Annotated in this window: 21 protein-coding genes and 1 pseudogene; 9 read left to right on the forward strand and 13 right to left on the reverse strand. The window is 36.5% G+C overall.

The features are described from left to right. Nucleotides 1-3: 3 nt before the first annotated feature. The 3 genes from EGX95_RS23345 (at nt 4) to EGX95_RS23355 (ending at nt 2,374) form a co-directional block, all read left to right on the forward strand. Nucleotides 4-747, forward strand: a complete 744-nt coding sequence (locus EGX95_RS23345; RefSeq protein ID WP_000810358.1) for a DUF3298 and DUF4163 domain-containing protein — start codon at nt 4-6, stop codon at nt 745-747. Nucleotides 748-797: 50 nt separating this feature from the next. Continuing rightward, nucleotides 798-1,391, forward strand: coding sequence for a biotin transporter BioY (locus tag EGX95_RS23350; protein ID WP_001252157.1), 594 nt, complete (start codon nt 798-800; stop codon nt 1,389-1,391). Between the two features lie 146 nt (nt 1,392-1,537). Continuing rightward, nucleotides 1,538-2,374, forward strand: coding sequence for a hypothetical protein (locus EGX95_RS23355; protein ID WP_001054100.1), 837 nt, complete (start codon nt 1,538-1,540; stop codon nt 2,372-2,374). Between the two features lie 104 nt (nt 2,375-2,478). Here EGX95_RS23355 and galU read toward each other — a convergent pair whose 3' ends face one another. Beyond that, nucleotides 2,479-3,366: a UTP--glucose-1-phosphate uridylyltransferase GalU gene (gene galU, locus EGX95_RS23360; RefSeq protein ID WP_002081150.1), complete on the reverse strand. Its 888-nt coding sequence runs from the start codon at nt 3,364-3,366 to the stop codon at nt 2,479-2,481. A gap of 107 nt (nt 3,367-3,473) precedes the next feature. Further along, nucleotides 3,474-5,198, reverse strand: a complete 1,725-nt coding sequence (locus EGX95_RS23365) for a phospho-sugar mutase (protein WP_001104209.1) — start codon at nt 5,196-5,198, stop codon at nt 3,474-3,476. A gap of 143 nt (nt 5,199-5,341) precedes the next feature. Between EGX95_RS23365 and cdaS the strand changes: the two genes are divergently transcribed. Then, nucleotides 5,342-5,947 carry a sporulation-specific diadenylate cyclase CdaS gene (gene cdaS / locus EGX95_RS23370; RefSeq protein ID WP_063246672.1) on the forward strand — a complete coding sequence of 202 codons (606 nt, stop codon included), beginning with the start codon at nt 5,342-5,344 and terminating at the stop codon, nt 5,945-5,947. An 81-nt stretch (nt 5,948-6,028) separates the two neighbouring features. Here the strand turns inward: cdaS and pepA are convergent, their stop codons facing one another. The 5 genes from pepA to EGX95_RS23395 all read right to left on the reverse strand — a co-directional run bounded on the left by pepA (nt 6,029) and on the right by EGX95_RS23395 (nt 10,504). Next, complete coding sequence (gene pepA / locus EGX95_RS23375; protein ID WP_000500247.1) at nt 6,029-7,513, reverse strand: cytosol aminopeptidase; 1,485 nt, start codon at nt 7,511-7,513, stop codon at nt 6,029-6,031. A 125-nt stretch (nt 7,514-7,638) separates the two neighbouring features. Beyond that, a complete protein-coding gene (locus EGX95_RS23380; RefSeq protein ID WP_000920101.1) occupies nt 7,639-8,265 on the reverse strand; it encodes a 3D domain-containing protein in 627 nt (208 codons plus the stop codon). Between the two features lie 86 nt (nt 8,266-8,351). Beyond that, entirely contained in the window at nt 8,352-8,669 is a 318-nt protein-coding gene (locus EGX95_RS23385) for a YuiB family protein (RefSeq protein WP_000027014.1), read from the reverse strand. Next, nucleotides 8,666-9,172: an NUDIX domain-containing protein gene (locus EGX95_RS23390; RefSeq protein WP_000415310.1), complete on the reverse strand. Its 507-nt coding sequence runs from the start codon at nt 9,170-9,172 to the stop codon at nt 8,666-8,668. The genes EGX95_RS23385 and EGX95_RS23390 overlap by 4 nt, the downstream gene beginning before the upstream one ends. A 123-nt stretch (nt 9,173-9,295) precedes the next feature. Continuing rightward, nucleotides 9,296-10,504 (reverse strand): NAD(P)/FAD-dependent oxidoreductase, encoded by a 1,209-nt coding sequence (locus tag EGX95_RS23395; RefSeq protein ID WP_000856601.1) that lies wholly within the window; start codon nt 10,502-10,504, stop codon nt 9,296-9,298. A 462-nt stretch (nt 10,505-10,966) separates the two neighbouring features. On the opposite strand from EGX95_RS23395, the gene EGX95_RS23400 reads away from it, so the two are divergent. From EGX95_RS23400 to EGX95_RS23410, 3 genes are all read left to right on the forward strand, one after another. Then, nucleotides 10,967-11,956 (forward strand): NAD(P)/FAD-dependent oxidoreductase, encoded by a 990-nt coding sequence (locus tag EGX95_RS23400; protein ID WP_000829779.1) that lies wholly within the window; start codon nt 10,967-10,969, stop codon nt 11,954-11,956. 125 nt (nt 11,957-12,081) lie between these two features. Then, nucleotides 12,082-12,558, forward strand: a complete 477-nt coding sequence (locus EGX95_RS23405) for a GyrI-like domain-containing protein (protein ID WP_000662568.1) — start codon at nt 12,082-12,084, stop codon at nt 12,556-12,558. 312 nt (nt 12,559-12,870) lie between these two features. Beyond that, the gene (locus EGX95_RS23410; RefSeq protein ID WP_000391922.1) at nt 12,871-14,118 is read left to right on the forward strand and encodes an MFS transporter; all 1,248 of its coding nucleotides are present in this window, start codon (nt 12,871-12,873) and stop codon (nt 14,116-14,118) included. A 10-nt stretch (nt 14,119-14,128) separates the two neighbouring features. Here the strand turns inward: EGX95_RS23410 and EGX95_RS23415 are convergent, their stop codons facing one another. Continuing rightward, the gene (locus EGX95_RS23415) at nt 14,129-15,016 is read right to left on the reverse strand and encodes a helix-turn-helix domain-containing protein (protein WP_123805755.1); all 888 of its coding nucleotides are present in this window, start codon (nt 15,014-15,016) and stop codon (nt 14,129-14,131) included. A gap of 80 nt (nt 15,017-15,096) precedes the next feature. Here EGX95_RS23415 and EGX95_RS23420 point away from each other — a divergent pair, with 80 nt between their 5' ends. Then, nucleotides 15,097-15,558: a 2-thiouracil desulfurase family protein gene (locus EGX95_RS23420; protein ID WP_000635515.1), complete on the forward strand. Its 462-nt coding sequence runs from the start codon at nt 15,097-15,099 to the stop codon at nt 15,556-15,558. 28 nt (nt 15,559-15,586) lie between these two features. Here the strand turns inward: EGX95_RS23420 and EGX95_RS23425 are convergent, their stop codons facing one another. Beyond that, nucleotides 15,587-15,940, reverse strand: a complete 354-nt coding sequence (locus EGX95_RS23425; protein ID WP_000833138.1) for a YxeA family protein — start codon at nt 15,938-15,940, stop codon at nt 15,587-15,589. 106 nt (nt 15,941-16,046) lie between these two features. Continuing rightward, nucleotides 16,047-16,136: pseudogene (locus EGX95_RS31080) on the reverse strand (methyltransferase); the annotation flags it as partial. A 526-nt stretch (nt 16,137-16,662) separates the two neighbouring features. Between EGX95_RS31080 and EGX95_RS23435 the strand changes: the two are divergent. Beyond that, nucleotides 16,663-17,226, forward strand: a complete 564-nt coding sequence (locus tag EGX95_RS23435) for a GNAT family N-acetyltransferase (RefSeq protein WP_001068205.1) — start codon at nt 16,663-16,665, stop codon at nt 17,224-17,226. Nucleotides 17,227-17,376: 150 nt separating this feature from the next. On the opposite strand, the gene EGX95_RS23440 is transcribed toward EGX95_RS23435, so the two are convergent. The 3 genes from EGX95_RS23440 to EGX95_RS23450 all read right to left on the reverse strand — a co-directional run bounded on the left by EGX95_RS23440 (nt 17,377) and on the right by EGX95_RS23450 (nt 19,122). Beyond that, nucleotides 17,377-17,730, reverse strand: coding sequence for a HesB/IscA family protein (locus EGX95_RS23440; RefSeq protein ID WP_000573822.1), 354 nt, complete (start codon nt 17,728-17,730; stop codon nt 17,377-17,379). Between the two features lie 41 nt (nt 17,731-17,771). Next, nucleotides 17,772-18,638 carry a diaminopimelate epimerase gene (gene dapF, locus EGX95_RS23445; protein WP_000077385.1) on the reverse strand — a complete coding sequence of 289 codons (867 nt, stop codon included), beginning with the start codon at nt 18,636-18,638 and terminating at the stop codon, nt 17,772-17,774. A gap of 244 nt (nt 18,639-18,882) precedes the next feature. Then, on the reverse strand, nt 18,883-19,122 hold the full coding sequence (locus EGX95_RS23450; protein ID WP_000595026.1) for a YuzB family protein: 240 nt from the start codon (nt 19,120-19,122) through the stop codon (nt 18,883-18,885). Nucleotides 19,123-19,402: the final 280 nt, after the last annotated feature.

Genomic DNA, 19,402 nt, shown 5'->3' on the forward strand with positions numbered 1-19,402 from the left:
TAAATGAAACAGAAATTTTTTATACTATCGCTTATGTTCTCCTTGCTGACTATTGTACCAAATTGTGCACTAGCAGCCAAAGCATCCAACCTGACAATCGATGTTCAGACTGTCACGCAAAAAGGTAAGAAACCTTATATAGAATATCAAATCAATAGGCCTTCGTTTCATAACTTTTCCGATTCTAAGTTTCAAAATAAGCTAAATTTCTATTACAAAAAATCTACTGAAAAATTTAAAACAAAATTAGAAAAAGACGCAAAAAAATATTATAAAGAAACAGAAGGATCTAGTACACCATTTCATCCGTACGTGGCGAATGTTGATTATAAAGTCTCCTTAAATAAATCACCTTTGCTCAGCCTATATTTGAATTACTATCAATATACAGGCGGAGCACACGGTCTTTATACGTGGAAGGCTAACACATTTGATTTAAAAGAAAAAAAGTTACTACACTTAGACGATTTATTTCAACAAGAAGATAAATATAAAGACGTAATTCGTGCTGAGATTGTAAGACAAATTAAACAAAATGAAAGTATTTATTTTCCTGATGCAACTGAAAAAGTCATGAGCACGAAAAAGTTTCACTTCTTTTTAGAACCGAACAATCTCGTCATTTATTTCCCTTTATATGAAATTGCACCTTATTCAAGCGGCATTCCACAATTTCGTATTCCATATACGTTGCTAAGAGAGTATTTGAAGCCTTCTTATCAAAATATTTTAATTGACAACAAGTAAATAGTTTCGCTACGATAATGTTAACTTAAAAACAACAGGAGGTTAACATTATGAGGAGATTTCATGTTTTAGATTTAGCATTAGCCGCCATGTTCGTCGCTCTTATGGCCATTGGTGCAAATATTGTATCTTGGGCACCATTCCTGCAAGTAGCGGGCATCCCATTATCTATGCAACCATTTTTCGCAATTTTAGCAGGGCTTCTTCTTGGAAGTAGACTTGGTGCATTATCAATGACTGTTTACATGCTAGTTGGAGTAGCAGGTGCACCAATCTTCGCTAACTTCAAAGCTGGATTTGGAGCACTTTTAGATCCTACTGGTGGCTTTATTATCGCATTTATTATCGTTGCTTACGTATCAGGAAAACTCGTAGAACAAAAGGAAAAACCAACATTTCGTACATTTGCAACTGCCTCTTTCACAGGAATCATTTTAACTTATATTATCGGTACTACTTACATGTACGGGGCAGTCAATCTCTTTATGGGCGGTAATATGAGCTATAAAGCTGCTTGGATGATTATGATGTGGTTTGCAGTAAAAGATATTGCATTTACAATTATCGGTGCTATTATCGCACCTCGCATATACTATGCTGTGCGTCGTTCTGCTTATCAGCATTCTCATTCGACGATTTCATAATAAAAAAGAGTTATCTTACTATGTTAAGATAACTCTTTTTTATTTTCGACAATATACGACACATATTAGAAATGATTTTTGTTATGCTAATTCAGCAAATCTTATATTTACACATCTAATTAGAACAATGTTTTGGAGGAAAATCAGTGAATCTATCAAAAAATACACTTATTAAAATAAGTGTCGGAGTACTATCTTTATTTTTCATACTAAGTATGAGTATCGGTTACAAATTATATGGAAATAGTGAGTTAGGAATGTCATATACCTTTGGAAACGGCCTAGCATTTTTCTTTTTAATTCTTACTATAGCTAGTTTATGCGCAACTTTGATCTTTATTGTTATTGGGTTAATTAAGAAAGTACGAAAATTGCCAGCAAAAAAATCTTTAGTAACATCTATAATATTATTTGTTACATCAATTATATCCATTATCGTTCTACTCTTTACGATAACAAAAGTAACAAATATAGAAGAGGAATACCAAGCTCTTCAAGCCCAAAAGAAAAAAGAAGCTAATTACTTAATTGCCGCAGCATCTTTTTATAATAATATAAACACCTTTAAACATGCAGCATCTTACGTATTATCCGAGTATTCAACTACATGGTCAAGTGCAATAGATAAAAGACAAGACTTCAATCATGCACTAAGTTCTAAGAGAACAGAAATTGACGGAATGATTACAACTGTTGATACGTTTTATAGCACAATGGGAAATGATTTAAAGTTAGTCTCTGAAGCCGCAAAAGAACAGCCTAATAAGTATAAAGAAACCTATGAAGAATATAAAAAAATATACGGGATTATTACAGCGCTTAACGAACAAGCCCAATCTCCAAGTGGCAGCTTAATTTCATTTAATCAAAATGTTAATGCATTGATTCAAGAATACAAAAAAGCAGCTGGAAATATTAATATCGCTATTACTGATGAAATTAAATCCAAAGCTAACGAGCTAAAGCCTACTGATAAAAATTAAAGACACTCTCTCCAGAGTGTCTTTTTTATCAAAAAATCCCCTTTTAGATTAAGCAGTAAATACGTTCTTTTACCGCCCATCCAACAGGGGATTATATCATTATATTAAGACTCTTGATTCGTTTGTTCTTCTAAAATTTTCTTCATCATTGCAACCATGTCATCACGTAATTCTGGGTGTTGCAGTGCCATTTCGATTGTTGTTTGAACAAATCCTAACTTTTCACCTACGTCGTAGCGCTTTCCTTCGAAGTCGTAAGCGAATACACGTTGAATTTCGTTTAAACTTTGGATAGCATCTGTTAACTGAATTTCGCCACCAGCACCAACATGTTGCTGTTCTAAGAACATAAAGATTTCAGGCGTTAAAATGTAACGTCCCATAATCGCTAAGTTTGAAGGTGCTGTACCTTGCGCTGGCTTCTCAACGAAATTGCGAACTTGGTAACGACGACCTTCTTGTTCTAATGGATCGATAATTCCATAGCGATGTGTTTCCGACTCTGGAACAGTTTGTACACCAATAACAGAAGAAAGTGTTTTTTCATACTCATCCATTAATTGACGTAAACATGGTTTCTCAGCTTGGACAATATCATCACCTAGTAGCACTGCAAACGGCTCATCGCCAATGAATTTACGTGCACACCAAACAGCATGTCCTAGCCCTTTCGGTTCTTTTTGACGGATGTAATGAATATCTACCATTTTTGAAGAAGCTTGTACTTTTTCAAGCAACTCATATTTTTTCTTCTCCAATAAGTTTTGTTCTAGTTCAAATGCGTTATCAAAATGATCTTCGATAGAACGCTTTGTTTTACCAGTAACGATAATAATATCTTCGATACCCGATTTCACTGCTTCTTCTACAATGTATTGGATCGTTGGTTTATCTACTATCGGTAACATTTCTTTCGGCATTGCTTTCGTTGCTGGTAAAAAACGTGTTCCTAATCCAGCTGCTGGGATTATCGCTTTTCTTACTTTTTTCATCACAAAATACCCTCTCTCCTGTCGGAATCAATAGCAATCATTTCCTACATAAAACAAAAGGGAGATTTCGCTCCCTTTTGTTCCTTACTACTTAAAATTACTTTGTATTATAAACGATTCATAATGTCTTCTTTAATAGTAAGTAACTTTTGTTCACTATTTTGTAAAGAACTATCTTTTACACCAAAGTAGAACTTAATCTTCGGTTCAGTTCCAGATGGACGTAGGCAGAACCATGAACCATCCTCTAATTGATATTTTAACACATTTGATTTCGGTAAGTGAATCTCTTCTTTATGTCCATCTTGTAAAGATGTAACGATGCTTGCTTTATAGTCTTCAACTGACACGACTGTTAAGCCCGCTACTTCTTTCGGAGGATTTTCACGGAACGTTGCCATCATCTCTTGGATTTTTTCCGCTCCATCTTTTCCTTTTAACGTTAACGACACAAGGTCTTCACGGAAGAAGCCGTACTTCTCAAATACTTCTAATAGACCGTCATATAACGTCTTCCCTTGAGATTTGTAGTATGCAGCTACTTCACATGCGAATAGGACAGATTGTACTGCATCTTTATCACGGCAGAATGGGCGGATTAAATAACCATAGCTTTCCTCATAACCGAATTGGAATTCATATTGTCCGCTTTCTTCATACTGTCTAATTTTCTCACCGATAAATTTAAACCCAGTTAACGTATCAATTGTATCTAAACCGTATGCTTTCGCGATTGTACGGCCGATTTCAGACGTTACGATTGTTTTTAATACGACACCGTTCTCTGGAAGCGTTCCGTTTTCTTTCTTTTGTGATAGTAAATAATCAAGCATTAATGCACCTGTTTGGTTACCAGTTAATACTTGGAACTCACCATCGTGATTACGAACTGCTACACCAAGGCGATCTGCGTCAGGATCTGTTGCGATTAATACATCCGCTCCTACCTTTTCACCGTCACGAATTGCATATTCAAATGCTGCATGCTCTTCTGGGTTCGGTGATTTTACTGTAGAGAAGTTCGGATCTGGTAACTCTTGCTCTTTTACAACTGTTACATCTGTAAATCCAACTTCTTTTAAACCACGGCGTACAGAAATATTTGATGTTCCGTGTAGTGGTGTGAAGACGATTTTCAAATCTTTGCCGGCCTTTTCCACCATTTCTTTATTAATAATGACATTGTTCAATTCTGCAGCATATGCATCATCGACTTCTTGTCCAATAATATGTAATAAACCGTCAGCTTTTAATTGCTCCACATTAGCAACCTCAACTGTTAACTCGTCTTCTACTGCGTTTACGTAGCTAATTAATTCATCAGCTTCTTTCGGAGGCAACTGTCCACCATCTTCACCGTATACTTTATAACCGTTATATTCAGGCGGATTATGACTTGCAGTAAGAACGATTCCACTCACTGTATGTAAATGACGAACTGCGAAAGAAAGCACTGGCGTTGGACGTAAGCTTTCAAACACATATGTTGTAATGCCGTGTGCACCTAGTGTAGCAGCAACTTCCATTGCGAACTCAGGTGATTTATGACGAGAATCATAGGCTACAACAACACCGCGTTTTTTCGCTTCTTCACCTAACTTTTCGATAAAGCTTGCTAATCCTTTTGTCGCTTTACGAACTGTATATACGTTTAAACGGTTCGTACCAGCACCAAGTTCACCACGCATACCACCTGTGCCAAACTCTAGATTTTTATAAAAGCTATCCTCGATTTTCTTCTCATCTTGCTTCATATTTTCTAGCTGTTCTTTTAATTCTGCATCTAATTGTGCGTAAGAAAGCCAGCGACTAAATTCTTGTTTCCAATTCATTCTTCTCTCTCCTCTCGCTCGTCATACCTTTATTATATGAAAAAAACATGCTGTATCTCAATATTTTATAAAATCTAGCAGGATTTTACTAGGAATATTTGTATACACTATTGTTAAATACTCCACTAAAGGGAATGAGGATTATGCGCGAATGGGGCTTGTCAGAAGAGCTCAAAATACAAACAAAGCAAATGATTGAAATTGCTGAAAAAGAACTATCGATTATGAGGAGCGCAATCGATAAAGAAGACGAATGTATTTTATGCAAAATGGAAGATATTCATCATATATTAGCAAATGTACAAACATTGGCAGCTACATACTATATTCAAGCATATTTATCACCTTATACGGAAAGTTCATCTTTTATTACGACAGCTATCCAACATTTAAGCGCCCGAAAACATGGCGCTCTTATCGTTGTGGAACGAAACGAGACGCTTGAAGCTTTCATTCAAACTGGAACGACATTAAACGCTCATTTAACCGCACCATTACTCGAATCAATATTTTATCCAGGTAACCCTCTTCATGATGGAGCCGTTCTCGTTAAAAATAATCATATTGTCTCAGCTGCCAATATTCTTCCGCTCACGGAAAGCACAGAAGTTGATCCTGAACTAGGAACACGTCACAGAGCTGCAATTGGCTTATCAGAAAAAAGCGATGCCCTTATTTTAGTTGTCTCTGAAGAAACGGGCCGCACTTCCTTTGCTTTAAACGGGACTTTATATACAATTTCTCTATAAAGTAAAATTACATCGGCCGTAACACCATATATCAATAAAAAAGGCTGTTCCAAAATGTAGGAACAGCCCTCTCTTACGATCTTATTCTTCGCCGAAACGTTCAACAAGCGTTGCAAGTGTACGTACCATTGCACCTGTTGCTCCAGCTGGACCTAAATCATGTGCTCCTGATGATTCAGATGTTCCAGCGATGTCTAAGTGTACCCAAGGTGTATCTTCAGCAAATTCACTTAGGAATGTACCAGCCATAACCGCATGTCCTTCGCGGCCTGGTGAGTTATTTAAATCAGCAAACTTACTGTTTCTCACGCGTTCTTTATCACGATCAAAAATCGGTAATTGCCAAATTGATTCATCTGTTTCCATAGATGCTTCTAGCACTTGCTCAAACAACTCTTCATTGTTTGTCATTGCACCTGTCGTATGATTTCCAAGTGCAACAATTACACCACCTGTCAATGTCGCAACATCAATTAAATAGTTTGCACCTAATTTTTTCGCATACGTAATACCGTCAGCTAATGCTAAGCGACCTTCTGCATCTGTATTTAATACTTCAATTGTTTTTCCGCTCATAGATGTGATTACATCGTCTGGCTTAAATGCGGTACCACTTACAACGTTATCTGTTGATGGAATAACAGCAATCACATTTTGCTCTGGGCGAAGTTCACCGATAATTTCCATCGCACCTAATACAGCAGCTGCACCGCCCATATCACCTTTCATACCGACCATACCTTCACGTGGTTTTAAAGAATAACCACCTGTATCGTATGTGATTCCTTTTCCAACGAATCCAATAACATCTGTCCACTCTTCTTTTCCTTTATAAATAAGAGCGATCATTTTTGGTGGCTCTACACTACCTTGGTTTACTGCAAGTAACGCACCCATACCAAGCTCTTCCATCTCTTCTTTCTCAAGAACTTTATAATCCATATCATACTTCTCCGCTAACTCAACAGCATACTCAGCAAGCTTCGTCGCTGTTAATACGTTTGGCGGCATATTTACAAGTGTACGAGCTGAATTTGTTGCACGTCCATGTACGTAGCCAACTGTTAATGCCGCTTCAATTTCCTGTGCATCTTCCGCTGTAATAGCCGTAAACTTCTCTAACTCTACACGATCCTTTTTATCTGATTTATACGTTTGTAACTCATATGTACCAAGGCCTTGTACTTCTGCCGCAATATGAGCGACATCAATCGCGTCTAATTTCTTTGTTACGAAAGAATCAAGTAAGATTGCTGCATCTTGTACTTTTGCTGCTTGCAGTGTTTTAAACGTCTTACCAAGAGCCGAACGTAATGTTTCTGTCGTATAAGATTCTTTCTTGCCTAAACCAACGAAATAATAACGTTTCACTTCTGTTTTTCCTAAACTATGTACTTTTGAAATAGCTTTCTTCTTCGTAGAAAGTTCTTTCTCTTCTAATAAAACTTGTAATTGTCCTTCAAACGCTTTGTCCAGTTCTTGTACAAAACTACTCGTTTGCTCTTCTTCAAATAAGGCAACAATCACCGCTTCATGGCTTGCTAATTCTTTTTGTACGTAAAACATGTTCAGACCCCCTAAATTTCTCTACTCTATCTTTATTATAACTTTATTTTCGATAAAATGCGACAATTCTAACTTCTGTTATACCCTATATAAAATAAAAAAAGTCTAGCGTACTTACCACTAGACTATCTTTGTTTTAAATATTGACCACGAAACACTTGCATCGTCTCATCTTGGTTTAACATCGTTAACTCTTCTTCTGAAAACTTACCATTTCCTATCTTAACTACATATACATTTACTTTTTTCTTACCCCATTGGCTATAAACATCTTTCACTGTATCATAGTACAAATCAAGACGGTTTCCTTTTATTGCACCGCCCTTATCAGCTACTACACCATACCCATAACCTGGTACGAATAAGATTGTTCCAATTGGGAATACGCGTAAGTCTGCTGCAATTGTGGAATATAAATCCCGTTTCGCCTTAACACCTGAATATGTAATACCATACTCCGGATGTCCCGGCCTCTTACCAGTTGACTCAATTCCCGACGTATAACCTGTTGCAGTCATTTCAATTGAACGATATTTAGACCAGTCGTTTGCCTGCTCTAAAGCATTTATCACTTCTTTACTCGGAGCAACATTTCTTTTAACTTCTGCTGCATGTACTTCTTTTGCACTCGTTCCCTCATATTTCTTTACAATCTCTAATAAAGAAACTCCTGTGAAAGCATTCCATGTTACGCATAATGCAATTGCAAGTAAACAAGTCATCATAATGCGAATACAATATCGTTTTAACATTTTTATATGCCACACTCCTTCATCGTTAATCATTCCCTATACGATGAAAGAATATGCAAAAAAATAATCTCCAATTGCATTGGAGATTAAAACATTTGATATCCGCTTTTCCGAAGTTTCTTAATAACGATTCCCGCTAAAGCAGCACCAATCAATCCAGTAGATAAAATAAACACATCTGCTTGTCCTAAATGCGATACACTTGTCCCAAATGAAGAGAATGTTTCTTTTGGCTTTGAAAAATAATCCCACATACTCGCCTTATTAATAATAAGCATACAAACAATCGGATATACAATAACCATTACCCATGTCGCTCGCAATATCATGTTGAGTAAAAATCCAATTCCAAAAAACAAAATGAAAAATAACATCATTGAAATAAGTAATACCGGTATACTCACTCTTTCTCCCTCTCCTTTGTATGTGCCGTAAATACGTGATAGGCTGTATAACCAAACTGCTCTCCTGGATCTAATGTTTTGTCCATTTCAAGATGTAATTCTGATTGTCTTTCTAACAAATATGTAATAAGTACAGACGTATTTGGATCGTCCGCAATCGTATCTGGATGTAGAAACGCTACTTCAGACAATTCCTTCTCCTGTACAATAATCTCTTCCTCTTCAGGCTCCAAAAGGAAAATAATCATATTATCACTAATCTCATTGCGAATTACGCCCGATCTAACACCAATGATCCCCTTTACATGAGCGACAATACCTGTCTCTTCTAACACTTCACGTTTCACAGCTTCATCAACGGTCTCACCTTCATTTACAAAACCAGCCGGTAAAGACCATTTCCCCTTTAACCCACTGTATTTCTTCTTAACGAATAACCACCTGCCATCTTTTGTAGCTACTAGGCCACTGACAGCTAACCATACTTTTCCTCGCTTCTCCATGATGTCATACCCTCCTCTATTAGAACGGACAGAATATTCTTTCTTTTTTATATATTATACTATATTTTTTAAATGAAAAAAGCAGAAACAGCTCTTAGCCGTTTCTGCTTTTTCTACTATATATTAAAAGAACTTTAATTTACCTTTTTTAAGAACTAATAAAGGTCCACCTAATAAGAATAGGTAACGGTTATCGATCACTTTCTTCATGAAGGAAGCTTTCCAACCTGTTAACTTTTTGCCCATAACAACGCCCATTGCATCGTCATGACCTAAAGAACATACAGATCCTTTATTGTCGAATACGAATTTCTTCATTTCGCCTTTACCACGAACTAACACAGTTAAGTTGTGCGCAATGTTGTAACCTTGTTGAATTGCGATCTGTGCTGTTGGTGGGTATGGACGGTTAATTTCTTCGTTAATGATTAACGCTGCGTCACCAACCATGAATACATCTTCGTATCCTGGAGCGTGCATGTACTCATCAACTTTTACACGTCCGCGCATTGCTTCAAAGCCAGACTCTTCCACAATACCGTTACCACGAACACCTGCAGCCCAAACTACTGTTTCAGACTTAATTAATTCAGTATCATCGCCATTTGCAACGATAATACCTTCTTCAGTTGCTTCTTTAATTGCTGTACCGATGCGGAATTCTACGCCTTTTTTCTCAAGTTGTTTTACAGCGTATTCTACTAATGCAGGATCGAAACCTGGAAGTGCTGTTGGAGCAGCTTCTACACAGATAATACGTGCTTTTTCACGTGGTACATTGTACTGTTTGCAAAGTTCAGGAACACGGTTTGCAAGCTCACCTACGTACTCGATACCAGTAAATCCAGCACCACCAACAACGATTGTTACTAACTCATCGCGCTTTTCATCTGCATATTTAGCAAAACTAGCTTCCATATGCTCACGAATTTCACGAGTTGCATTAATGTTAGCGATTGAGAATGCGTGCTCTTTTAATCCTGTAATTCCGAATGTTTCTGATTCGAAACCAAGACCGATTACTAAGTAGTCATACTCTAACTCGCCGTCTTTTAAGATAATGCGTTTTTCAGCAGCTTTAATTTCTACTACTGTGTCTTGTACAAAGTTCACTTTGTTTGTATCAATAACGTCTTGAATATCTAGACAGATTTTTTCATCTTGTAATGTACCAGCTGCGCTCTCGTGTAACCAAGTCGCTTGGTAGTGATAGCTGTTGTTGTTTACTAACGTAATTTCAGCTTCATTTACAGATAATGCTTTTTGCAGACGAACAGTCGTAATCATCCCGCCATAACCTGCACCTAAAACTACGATTTTTGGAGTCTTCACCAAATCACAACCCTTTTCTTTATATAATAGTAATAAAAAATAATACCAAGTACTAAAAACTCTATTTGTCAAGAATGTGGAATTTATCACATTCTATATCATAACAAAACACAGTCAAAAAATCGTACGAATTTTGTCATAGAAATTTAACATAATACTTCCCTATATTAGTCGGTTTTATTCCAGAATTCAAGCGTCTGGAGAATTATCAATATTTTAAAATAACATAGCGTTTTCAAGGGTTTTTCAGCCTTTTTTTCATGTATTTTCCTTTCTGTATATTTTATACAATGTAAAAACCACCTATGCGAAAACTTACACACAATTCAGTCGTTTTCAGAAGTATTCTGAACTCAAATATGCTATCATTTATTTGAAAGTGTCATCATTTGCAGGATTTTCGTGTACATATGAACAATATATGAAATCAATATCAAAATTCCATCTATAGGGGGAATGAAAGTGGCAGAAAATCAAAAAGTTTACGACATAACAATTATTGGTGGTGGTCCAACAGGACTATTCACAGCATTTTATGGCGGTATGAGACAAGCAAGTGTAAAGATTATTGAAAGCTTACCTCAGCTTGGCGGACAATTATCCGCACTCTACCCTGAAAAATACATTTATGATGTAGCTGGATTCCCGAAAGTGCGCGCACAAGAATTAGTTGATAACTTAAAAGAGCAAATGAAGAAATTTGATCCAACCGTTTGTTTAGAAGAAGCTGTTGATACGCTTGAGAAACAAGCTGATGGTATATTTAAACTTGTTACGAATAAGCAAACTCACTATTCTAAATCAGTTATTATTACTGCTGGCAATGGTGCTTTCCAACCACGCCGCTTAGAATTAGAAGGAACAGCAAAGTATGAAAAGAAAAACTTACATTATTTCGTTGATGATATGAATAAATTTGCTGGTAAGCGCGTCGTAGTATTTGGCGGCGGCGATTCAGCTGTTGACTGGACAATGATGTTAGAGCCGATCGCTGACAAAGTTACAATCGTTCATCGCCGTGATAAATTCCGCGCGCATGAACATAGCGTAGAAAGCTTAATGAACTCTCGTGCAGAAGTAAGCACACCGTACGTTCCAGTAGAACTCATTGGTGATGACAAAATTGAACAAGTCGTTCTTCAGCATGTAAAAACGGAAGAAAAAATTATCATCGATGTTGATGATGTAATCGTAAACTACGGCTTCGTTTCTTCTCTTGGCCCAATTAAAAACTGGGGCTTAGATATACAAAAAAACAGCATTCTCGTGAACTCGAAAATGGAAACAAATATTCCTGGTATTTACGCTGCTGGTGACATTTGTACATATGAAGGAAAAGTAAAACTCATTGCTTGCGGCTTCGGTGAAGCACCAACTGCAGTAAACAATGCGAAAGCTTACTTCGATCCAAACGCAAAACTTCAACCGATGCACAGCTCAAGTATGTTTTAATATAGAAATGAAAAGAACTCCTTTTACGTGAAGGAGTTCTTTTTTTATTACGCTAACGTTCCCTTCCAAAATATGTTACAATAAACCAAAACAAATGTTCTGTTCAATAAGGGGGATATTTTAAAATGAAAGAACCTATCATCGTAAAAAAAGAAGCTTTCCAAGCAATCGGCGTTTCGCTTACGACGACAAATGAAATAGAGGCATCTACTGACGGAAAAATCTCCGGGCTTTGGAACCGCTACTTCCAAGAACAAATGATGCATCACATCCCAAATCAACAAACAAAAGAAACATTCGCTTTCTACTCAAACTACGAATCAGATGAAACTGGTACATATCAATTCACAATCGGTATGCCCGTTTCTTCATTAGAAGACGTTCCTGAAAATATGACAACTTTAACAATACCTGCCGCTACGTATGCGGTATTTACAACGAGAAAGGGACCGGTTGCTGAAGTCGTTTGCGAGGCTTGGGACTATATTTGGAAATGGTCAAAAGAAAACAAGCGTGCTTTTACAACAGACTTTGAGCTTTATGACGAAAGAGCGTTAGATCCAGCTAACGTTCAATTGGATATTTATATTGCATTAGCCTAAACGACAAAAAAGAAGATACCATTTGGTATCTTCTTTTTTGTCGTTAAATAGCCACTGTGCAAATTCCACATTATTGTCTACAATGAGAAAGTGCAGTATAGAAATATTAGAAACTGTATAAAGTGAAACTATACTCAGTGGTGGGGGGTATTCATCCCTCACCAATCGGACGTTTACGGGCAGTTAGTCTCCCACCTAACTTCTTTGCTCGAGTCAAATTTTGAGATGGGAATTTTACTGCCCGTTAACGCGGGATAAAGTGATTGTTAACAAGTTTTTTAGTTTAAATTTGTCGCATAGAAAGGAAGCAATATGGAGGAACTACAACAAAATAAATCTGCTTTAGAAGGAAGCGGAAAACCGTTATTAAAAAATACGAATTTCCTTTTTCTTTGGGCAGCTACTCTCTTTTCAAGTTTCGCTTTAGCCTTTTTTACTTTTTCACAAACGTGGTACATAGCAAAAACATTAAACCTTGAAGCATCACTCGGTGTTGTTTTCGTAGCTCTTAGTGTTCCAAGGCTTATTTTTATGATTATCGGCGGCGCTGTAGCTGATAAATTCCCGAAAAAAAACATTATGTTTTATTCTAATATTGTTCGTGCGATTCTTGTCGCAACTATCCTTACATGGTTCATCGTAGGTGATGTAACACTATATACATTTGCTTTATTCGCTTTATTCTTTGGACTTGCTGATGCTTTTTTCTGGTCGGCTGATGGATCTATCTTGCCTGAACTTGTAGAAAAAAGCCGTTTAACACAAGCAAACTCACTTACACAAATGACGAACCAAGCATCGGTTATTTTAGGACCTGTACTTGGCGGCATTCTTATTAAATTTACGAACTATGAAACGATTTTCTCGATTACAATTTTATTACTCATTGTCGCAGCTATACTCGTTCAAAAAATACAATTTACGATGCCAGAGCAGCAAAATACAGACAAAAGCATGTTCACTTCTATTAAAGAAGGAATTTTATATGTAAAGGAATCTCCATTCCTTTCAACTTTCCTTATTTGTAGCGCCTTTCTAAACTTATTTTTAATCGGTCCGATGCAAGTCGGTTTCCCGCTTTTCATTAAAAATGTTCTACACGGTGACTCGCTTCAATTCAGTTACTTAGAAGCATCTGTAGGAGGCGGAATGGCAATAGGCGCAGTCATTGTCGGTTTAAAAAATATTAATCGTAGACGCGGTCTATTTTGCATTATCATGATGCTACTGTCTGGCGTATTCTTCTTATCTATCAACTTTAGCACTGTACTATGGCAAGCGTTATTAGCTGGCATGTTTTACGGTATTACAATCGCAATGGCTATCGTTCCGCTTATGGCGATGATTCAATCGACAGTAAAAGAAGAAATGATGGGACGTGTAATGAGTTTGCTTATGCTATCATCAATGGGCTTTATCCCGCTCTCTTATGCATTCACATCAATCGCGCTTGCAATAGGAATTCCAATCGTAACCGTTATGAAAAGTGGTGCAATCGCCGTTATCGTCTTCGTACTATTTGTAGCGATTCGTGTTCCAGTTGTAAGAAAGTTTGATTAACTACTTGGAGTCATGCATTTACGCATGGCTCCTTTTTAAACGGATCAAATAACGGTATCCCCTTACTTCTTCTCACAGCTGTTCCCCATTCTAATCCAACCTCTAAAAATAAATCCCGCACTGTACTATATAAAAGTGCCTTCACATTTTTACGGATTTCCCCGTATTTATACGCTCTCACAACACTTTTTACGCGCCAAATGAAATTTCCATACACTTCTTCATCAGCTAATATTTGCTCCAGTAAAACACCTTGCTCTAATAATCCGCTCTTTTTATAAGCAAGCTCCACCTTACTCCAAAATATATTAATCTTCTTCGGATTACTCGTCATCGGCAGAAGTGCATATATAAAAGGCTTCGGTATATCATGACGGCAATACGTCTCATCAAGCTCGTACGTTCCTTTTCTATTCTCTTTTATTTGTGGAATGTTTTTAGAAAGAATTGTTTCCCCCTCATATTTTTGCCCCATTCCACTACAGCCAGCTGCATCATTCTCACTTTCACATGCGGACAATTTCATACGGTCATCCATGCGGTCAATTGCAGATATAAGAAATACATATAAGTTCGCACTATACCCGCCGCGTTTATGTCTTTCTTTCGTTGCAACACGCTTTATAATTCCTAATTCCTCTAACTTTGCAATGGAGCGGCGTACTGTACGAATACTTTTTTCAACATTTGTCGCAATCGTCTCCATTAATGGACAAGCAACCCCCACTGTTTTCTGTTTCTCATTCACTGCATACTTTCCTAAAAAATGAATAATGGTAGCATCTGTTTTATTCAATTGAAATCGGTAGCATTTCAAAACTTGTTTTTGATATGTATTAAACTCTTCTTTACTTCGAAATTCACTATATGGTTTCATTAAGTTATATAAGCTTCCCATTTTTATCACCTCATTTATAAGTAAGAGGCAGGAAGGGGATTTGGCGTGCTATTTAATATTTTTTTAGTGGAGATGAAAATATGATCGTAATTAGCGCTTGTTTAGGTGGTATCGCTTGTCGGTATGATGGAAATGACAATCTCGTTTCAAAAATAGGGGATTTGCTGCAACAAGAAGAGACACTCCTCATTTGCCCCGAAGTATTAGGAGGATTGCCAACGCCTCGTCCCTCAGCTGAAATTATTGGCGGGAATGGCGATGACGTTTTGGATGGAAAAGCGAAAGTGATGACAAAAGACGGTGAAGATGTCACGGAAGCTTTTGTAAATGGTGCTTATAAAGCATTAGAACAAATGAAAGATTTGCGCCCAGAATATATTATTTTAAAAGAACGCAGTCCCTCTTGTGGTAGTTCCACAATTTATACAGGAGAATTTAACGGGAATAAACAAACTGGTTACGGGGTAACAACTGCTTTATTCAAAAGACATGGATTTACAGTCATTTCAGAAGATGATTTTGAAAATATAAAAAGGAATTGACCCTGTTCGTCAATTCCTTTTTTCTTTCTTATTTTGCACCTAATTTTTCTTTCACTTTCGCAGGAAGCTCATCTTTCTTAACTTCTTCCCAAGCCGAAACACCTTTTTTATCTGAGTGGTATACGCGTAGGAATGCATCTTTACGTAAGTTTTTTTGAGCTGTGAATTCTAATTCTTTCTCTTTACCGTCTTTATCGAATCCTTTTAATTTATACTCAAAATATTTGTATGGCTCTCCGCTATGAGACTTCTCATTTTTTTCAATTCCATCAGCTGTGATTTGAACATAGTACTGATCTTTCCCCATACGGTTAATATCACAACCAACTAAAAGGCTTGCGAATACAACTAAAATACTAAACAGTGCAATATATCTTTTCATTTCCTTCACCTCATATGTTTTTTCTTATATTGTTATCTTAAAGCCCAAAGCTTAAAGAAGAAATTCAAAAACATGACATGAACATTACACTTTTGTAAGATAATAATTATTGCTTCACTTTAGAAACCGTCATGCCGTCACCAATTGGCATGAGTACAGATTCTAAATTTAGATGAGTTGCTACTACTTCATTATAAAAAGCCTTAAGGGAAATGAATGAATCATCTCCCTTAAGGCTTTTTATCCTCTATCTCTTTACTGCCAATTTTTTATGTACCTATTACCGCCAATAACGTCTTTCACGCCACTTTCGCCACTTATCACGTAATTTCCTTATACCGTTTATTACACCTTCTATTATGCATTCTATTATAATATCTATCACAAGGTATCTTATACATCTAAAAATAGGACCTATAACGTACTTCAATATAAATTCAAAAATATTTTCCAGCATATATCCCCTCTTTCTACCCTTCAATTATAACTGGAAAAAAGAGAACTTTAAAAGAAGATCAAATAAATAATCATGCAAGATTTGACCAACTTAAAGCTACTTCAGCAGCTATTTTTTGTATCAACTAGCAATTTCGTTTTCAATATGTGAAAAGGGATTTCTAAATGATGAAGTGAATATATATTTATTGTTTTCTAGCTCTCAGGTTGTTTTTTTACATAAATTTAATTATATCCCAATTAAAGGTTTTGAGAGGAGAAATAATATGAATCCTATTTTATTAGATGTTCCGTTACAAATAGAAACAGATAGACTCATTCTTCGAGCGCCACTTCAAGCAGGTGAAGGGAATGTAGTACATAAAGCTATTAAAGATTCAATTCATGAATTAAAGCAATGGTTGTCTTTATTCCAGTCCATTCCTACTGTTGAAGAAACGGAAATTCTTCTGAGAAATGCCCATATAAATTTTTTGAACAGAGAAAGCTTTCGCTACCTTATCTACCATAAGAAGACGAATAATTTTATTGGAACAGCTAGCCTTCACCGAATTAATTGGAATGTTTCTAAATGTGAAATTGGATACTGGGTTAACACGCAATTTAGTGGCAGTGGATACATAACAGAAACAGTACGTGCGTTAACAAACCTTGGATTTCAGTTATTCAAATTTAGAAGGATTGAAATACGATGTGAATCTAATAACACGAAAAGTCGTGCGATTCCTGAAAAACTAGGCTTTGAACTTGAAGGGGTATTACGTAATGAAGATGTTTCAGCTGACGGCAAACAACTAACTGATACTTGCATCTATGCAAAGATAAATTAGTTTAAGATTTTAAAATTTGTTATACAAATATCTTAAGGCTCGTTTCTAAATTTAGAAGGCGGCTTTTTGATTTTTTACTGTAAAAGAAAAGACCTCCTTAACGATTGCACTCCATCGCTAAAAAGGTCTTTCTCTATTTCAACTAAAAACTTAGCACTCTTCTGGCTTACCAGCATTCGTCGCTGTACGGAAAGATGATCCACATCCGCATGATGCGATTGCGTTTGGATTATCAATTGTGAATCCGCCGCCAAGCATAGATTGTTTATAATCAATTTTTACTCCTTTAACAATCGGAGCACTTTCTTTATCGATAACAAATTCGACACCGAAAAACTCAAGAACTGTGTCGTCTTCTTTTGGTTCTACTTCAAATCCTAAGCCGTAAGAAAGACCACTACATCCGCCGCCGTGTACAGCAAGGCGCACGTACTTCTCTCCATCTTCAGCATCTTTTAACATATCTTTAATTTGAAAAGCTGCTTGTTCTGTTACTTCAATCATGAAATACACCATCCTTTCTGTTCTCGTTCTATTATACATCTTTACGCTTCTATCTTGTACTCATACACTCCGTGGCAAATTACTTCTGCTGGTCCTTTCATTAACACGTTGCCTTCTTCTGTCCATGCAATCATTAAATCGCCACCAGCTAAATGAACTGTAATTTCCTTACCACGTTCCATTTTTCCATTTAAAATAGAGGCTACAACTGCAGCGCACGCCCCTGTTCCGCAAGCTTGTGTTACACCAGATCCACGTTCCCAAACGCGGAAGTTCATCTCTTCCTCATTCAAAATCTCAATGAATTCAACATTTACTCGTTCTGGGAACATTTCGTGTGTCTCAAGAACTGGTCCAAGTGTTGTAAGAGGTGCTTGTTCTACATCATCCACAAAAATAACTGCATGCGGATTTCCCATTGAAACAGCTGTAAATGCATAACGATGGTTATTGTATAAGAAGTTTTCACGAATAAATGGTGTTTCACCTTCACCAAGCATCGGTATTTCTGCACGCGTTAAACGCGGTGCTCCCATATCAATTTTCGCTAACGTAACTTTCCCTTCTTCTACCGTTACTTCAGCCGTTACAATGCCAGCTAACGTTTCAATTGTGAAAACTGTATCTTCTACTAGTTTATGCTCATACGCATATTTCGCTACGCAGCGTAGACCGTTACCACAGCTCTTTCCTTCTGATCCATCATTATTAAACATGCGCATTTTCACCGGCGCTACGTCAGACGGACAAATTAAAATCATTCCATCTGCTCCAATACCAGTATTAATATTTGAAACCTTTTCCGCCACAAGAGCTAAATCTTCTTCAGGAATTTGTTCTTCAAACATATTTACATATATATAACTATTGCCAAGACCATGCATTTTTGTAAAAGAAAATTGGCTCATTTGTATTCACTCCAAAAATAATTTGTTATTTCAAGTATAAAATGCACGCTTTTAGAACACAATATGAATGTCCCCCGTTTCTCATATTTGACAACATTTGGCGATGAGCCATTCTTGCGCAAATTGTGTAAGAAAAAAGCCCTTCTAAAAAGGGCCTTTTTTATTTATATACAATATTATCCTCCCCTGCGAAATAAAATTTTATCTAATAGAAAAAGAAAAAGGTGCTGCCGATTGCAACACCTTAAAACATTGGATTTTCATCCAAATACTCATATACATTATTAACAAGTTCTTCTACTGTAGCCCCTTGTACCACTTCACCATTTACAAGAGCAAACGGTCCTTCAAAACAAATACCACAATATCCTAAACAACCATACTCCATTACATCTAAATTCGGATCTTTTTCTAATTTCTCTAAAGCGGCTTGTGAACCACTCGCAAGGTTACCTACACAAAATTCAATTAATGGTTTAATCAAAATTCTCCCCCCTGTACTACAAAACAAATTACTTTCTGACTTCATCTATAAGAAAAAAACTAAGCTGTTTCTTGTTGTTTTCATTACACCTTCTAAACTATTTAGTTACTTCATTATTTCACTTCAAAATAGATGATTCCTTCTATATAACATGCTATTTACGATGAAATGGTAACTAAATAATGCAGATCGTTTACTCTACTTTTCTTCTTATTGTACAACAGAGTATTCATTCATGCATTGTTATTTGTTCACAAATTCGATATAATTTGATTGAGTA

The organism is Bacillus sp. FDAARGOS_527, from assembly GCF_003812125.1.
GTDB lineage: Bacteria > Bacillota > Bacilli > Bacillales > Bacillaceae_G > Bacillus_A > Bacillus_A paranthracis.

What these genes read in the sequence shown, in the direction of transcription:
- EGX95_RS23380 (WP_000920101.1), bottom strand. Translation starts at nt 8,265, where the DNA reads ATGTTAAAACGATATTGTATTCGCATTATGATGACTTGTTTACTTGCA.
- galU (WP_002081150.1), bottom strand. Translation starts at nt 3,366, where the DNA reads ATGAAAAAAGTAAGAAAAGCGATAATCCCAGCAGCTGGATTAGGAACA.
- dapF (WP_000077385.1), bottom strand. Translation starts at nt 18,638, where the DNA reads ATGAGCCAATTTTCTTTTACAAAAATGCATGGTCTTGGCAATAGTTAT.
- EGX95_RS23345 (WP_000810358.1), top strand. Translation starts at nt 4, where the DNA reads ATGAAACAGAAATTTTTTATACTATCGCTTATGTTCTCCTTGCTGACT.
- EGX95_RS23415 (WP_123805755.1), bottom strand. Translation starts at nt 15,016, where the DNA reads ATGGGAAGCTTATATAACTTAATGAAACCATATAGTGAATTTCGAAGT.
- EGX95_RS23420 (WP_000635515.1), top strand. Translation starts at nt 15,097, where the DNA reads ATGATCGTAATTAGCGCTTGTTTAGGTGGTATCGCTTGTCGGTATGAT.
- pepA (WP_000500247.1), bottom strand. Translation starts at nt 7,513, where the DNA reads ATGTTTTACGTACAAAAAGAATTAGCAAGCCATGAAGCGGTGATTGTT.
- EGX95_RS23350 (WP_001252157.1), top strand. Translation starts at nt 798, where the DNA reads ATGAGGAGATTTCATGTTTTAGATTTAGCATTAGCCGCCATGTTCGTC.
- EGX95_RS23440 (WP_000573822.1), bottom strand. Translation starts at nt 17,730, where the DNA reads ATGATTGAAGTAACAGAACAAGCAGCTTTTCAAATTAAAGATATGTTA.
- EGX95_RS23390 (WP_000415310.1), bottom strand. Translation starts at nt 9,172, where the DNA reads ATGGAGAAGCGAGGAAAAGTATGGTTAGCTGTCAGTGGCCTAGTAGCT.
- EGX95_RS23410 (WP_000391922.1), top strand. Translation starts at nt 12,871, where the DNA reads ATGGAGGAACTACAACAAAATAAATCTGCTTTAGAAGGAAGCGGAAAA.
- EGX95_RS23365 (WP_001104209.1), bottom strand. Translation starts at nt 5,198, where the DNA reads ATGAATTGGAAACAAGAATTTAGTCGCTGGCTTTCTTACGCACAATTA.
- EGX95_RS23425 (WP_000833138.1), bottom strand. Translation starts at nt 15,940, where the DNA reads ATGAAAAGATATATTGCACTGTTTAGTATTTTAGTTGTATTCGCAAGC.
- cdaS (WP_063246672.1), top strand. Translation starts at nt 5,342, where the DNA reads ATGCGCGAATGGGGCTTGTCAGAAGAGCTCAAAATACAAACAAAGCAA.
- EGX95_RS23405 (WP_000662568.1), top strand. Translation starts at nt 12,082, where the DNA reads ATGAAAGAACCTATCATCGTAAAAAAAGAAGCTTTCCAAGCAATCGGC.
- EGX95_RS23435 (WP_001068205.1), top strand. Translation starts at nt 16,663, where the DNA reads ATGAATCCTATTTTATTAGATGTTCCGTTACAAATAGAAACAGATAGA.